Origin of the sequence: Pseudomonas sp. Sample_24 (genome assembly GCF_004307605.1) — a bacterium.
GTDB lineage: Bacteria > Pseudomonadota > Gammaproteobacteria > Pseudomonadales > Pseudomonadaceae > Aquipseudomonas.
The window spans coordinates 1-2,616 of sequence record NZ_RCNW01000494.1; the positions used below are offsets into that span (position 1 = coordinate 1).

Sequence of the window (2,616 nt, forward strand, 5' to 3'; positions counted from 1 at the left end):
GCCTTGAGCTTTTCTTCGCTCGGATCGACGACCACTTGCGTGCGCTCGCCAAAGACGAATTCTTCCACTTCCAGAAAGCCCCACAGATCACTTTGATAGATCTGCTTGGCGTACATTTCGAACACCTGGCCCTGGTTGAGGAAAATCACCTTGTAGATTGGAGCTTCACGTTTGGTCATGGTGGGCGAGCAACACATCGGGGGATAAAAATGAGGGCGCAAACTATAGCATAGCCATCGGACGCGTAGCGGTAGGAACCTGGGTACATGTTCCCTATAATGCGCGGTTCTTTGAATCACGTGATGACTCTATTCCATGGCCAAGAAGCTTTACATCGAAACCCACGGTTGCCAGATGAACGAGTACGACAGCTCGCGCATGGTCGATCTGCTGGGCGAACACCAGGCCCTGGAAGTCACCGCTCGCGCTGAAGACGCGGACGTGATCCTGCTCAACACCTGCTCGATCCGCGAGCGTGCCCAGGACCGCGTTTATTCGCAGCTCGGCCGTTGGCGCGAACTGAAACTGGCCAACCCGGACATGGTGATCGCCGTCGGCGGTTGCGTGGCCAGCCAGGAAGGCGCGGCGATTCGCGATCGCGCACCGTACGTCGACGTGGTGTTCGGCCCGCAAACCCTGCACCGCCTGCCGGAAATGATCGACGCCGCGCGCAGCAGCAAACTGCCGCAAGTCGACGTCTCGTTTCCGGAAATCGAAAAATTCGACCACCTGCCCGAGCCACGCATCGATGGGCCAAGCGCCTATGTGTCGGTGATGGAAGGCTGCAGCAAGTACTGCACGTTCTGCGTGGTGCCCTACACCCGCGGTGAAGAAGTCAGCCGGCCGTTCGATGACGTGATCGCCGAGATCATTCACCTGGCCGAAAACGGCGTGCGCGAAGTGACGTTGCTGGGGCAGAACGTCAATGGTTATCGCGGTGCGACCCATGATGGTCGCCTGGCCGATCTGGCGGAGCTGATCCGCGTGGTCGCCGCGGTGGATGGCATCGACCGCATCCGCTACACCACCTCGCATCCGCTGGAATTCTCCGACAGCCTGATCCAGGCCCACGCCGACGTGCCGGAACTGGTCAAACACCTGCACTTGCCGGTGCAATCGGGTTCGGACCGTATCCTTGCTGCGATGAAGCGCAACCACACCGCGCTGGAATACAAGTCCAAACTGCGCAAGCTGCGCGCCGCCGTGCCGGGCATCTGCATCAGTTCGGACTTTATCGTTGGCTTCCCCGGTGAAACCGAGAAAGATTTCGAACAAACCATGAAGCTGATTCAGGACGTGGGTTTCGACTTTTCCTACTCGTTTGTCTACAGCCAGCGCCCGGGCACACCCGCCGCCGATCTGGCCGACGACACGCCGGAAGAGCTGAAGAAAGAACGCCTGAACGCCCTGCAACATCGCCTGAACCAGCAGGGTTTTGAAATCAGCCGACAAATGGTCGGTTCGATCCAGCGCATTCTGGTAACCGATTACTCGAAAAAGGACCCTGGCGAACTGCAGGGCCGGACCGAGAATAACCGTATCGTCAACTTCCGCTGCGACAATCCGACCCTGATCGGCCAGTTCGCCGATGTGCGCATCGATGCGGCGCAGCCGCACTCACTGCGGGGTTCGCTGCTGCAATAACGGTTTTTTGGAAACATTGAGGATCCTGTGGGAGCTGGCTTGCCAGCGATGGCGGTGCAACAGGCAACAGCTCAGTCGAGGCTGATTGCCTCATCGCTGGCAAGCCAGCTCCCACGGTGAAATGCATTGTTCTTAAGAATGGGTTGATCCATTTAAGAGCTTTCACACCCACGCCTCTGGCGCTATCCTTGAACTCATCACTATTGCCCCAGGGCGGCTAAATACGACCTTGAACGCACCCATCGAACCACATCGTTTCATCCTCGAGCCTTTTGAGGCTCGCCGCTTCGCCAATCTGTGCGGGCAATTCGACGAGCATTTGCGTCTCATCGAACAGCGCCTGACCATCGAGATCCGCAACCGCGGAAACCAGTTCGAGCTGATCGGCGAGCCAAAGCACACCACCTCCGCGGAAAACCTTCTGCGCCGCCTGTACCGGGAAACCAAGGGTACCGAGCTGTCGCCGGACATGGTTCACCTGTTCCTGCAGGAGTCCGCCGTCGAAGAGCTGGACAACCACTCCCCCGCCGAAGCCTCCGTCGCCCTGCGCACCAAGAAAGGCATGATTCGCCCCCGTGGCTTGAATCAGCTGCGCTATGTGAAGGAAATCCTCGGCAACGATATCAACTTCGGCATTGGTCCGGCCGGTACCGGCAAGACCTACCTGGCCGTTGCCTGTGCAGTCGATGCGCTGGAGCGCGAACAGATTCGCCGCATCCTGCTGGTGCGTCCGGCGGTTGAGGCCGGTGAAAAACTCGGTTTCCTGCCCGGCGATCTGTCACAGAAGATCGACCCGTACCTGCGCCCGCTCTACGACGCGCTGTACGAAATGCTCGGCTTCGAATACGTGGCCAAGCTGATCGAGCGCCAGGTCATTGAAGTCGCGCCGCTGGCTTACATGCGTGGTCGTACGCTGAACAACAGCTTCATCATTCTCGACGAGAGCCAGAACACCACGGTCGAGCAGATGAA

At 58.7% G+C, this 2,616-nt stretch carries 3 protein-coding genes; 2 read left to right on the forward strand and 1 reads right to left on the reverse strand.

Features of this window, described 5'->3' with window-relative positions; all coding sequences use genetic code 11:
• The coding region (locus D8V06_RS28990; RefSeq protein WP_130932328.1) for a DUF1820 family protein at positions 1–179 on the reverse strand (179 nt) is incomplete at its 3' end.
• A 136-nt stretch (positions 180–315) separates the two neighbouring features.
• Here D8V06_RS28990 and miaB point away from each other — a divergent pair.
• Together miaB and D8V06_RS29000 are read left to right on the forward strand one after the other, a co-directional pair.
• The gene (miaB, locus tag D8V06_RS28995) at positions 316–1,644 is read left to right on the forward strand and encodes a tRNA (N6-isopentenyl adenosine(37)-C2)-methylthiotransferase MiaB (RefSeq protein WP_056855790.1); all 1,329 of its coding nucleotides are present in this window, start codon (positions 316–318) and stop codon (positions 1,642–1,644) included.
• A gap of 229 nt (positions 1,645–1,873) precedes the next feature.
• Positions 1,874–2,616 (forward strand): PhoH family protein (locus tag D8V06_RS29000; RefSeq protein WP_130932329.1); only part of this gene is annotated, 743 nt, incomplete at its 3' end.

Bases quoted from the DNA above. Each gene is read 5' to 3' on its own strand.
- miaB (WP_056855790.1), top strand. From the start codon at position 316: ATGGCCAAGAAGCTTTACATCGAAACCCACGGTTGCCAGATGAACGAG.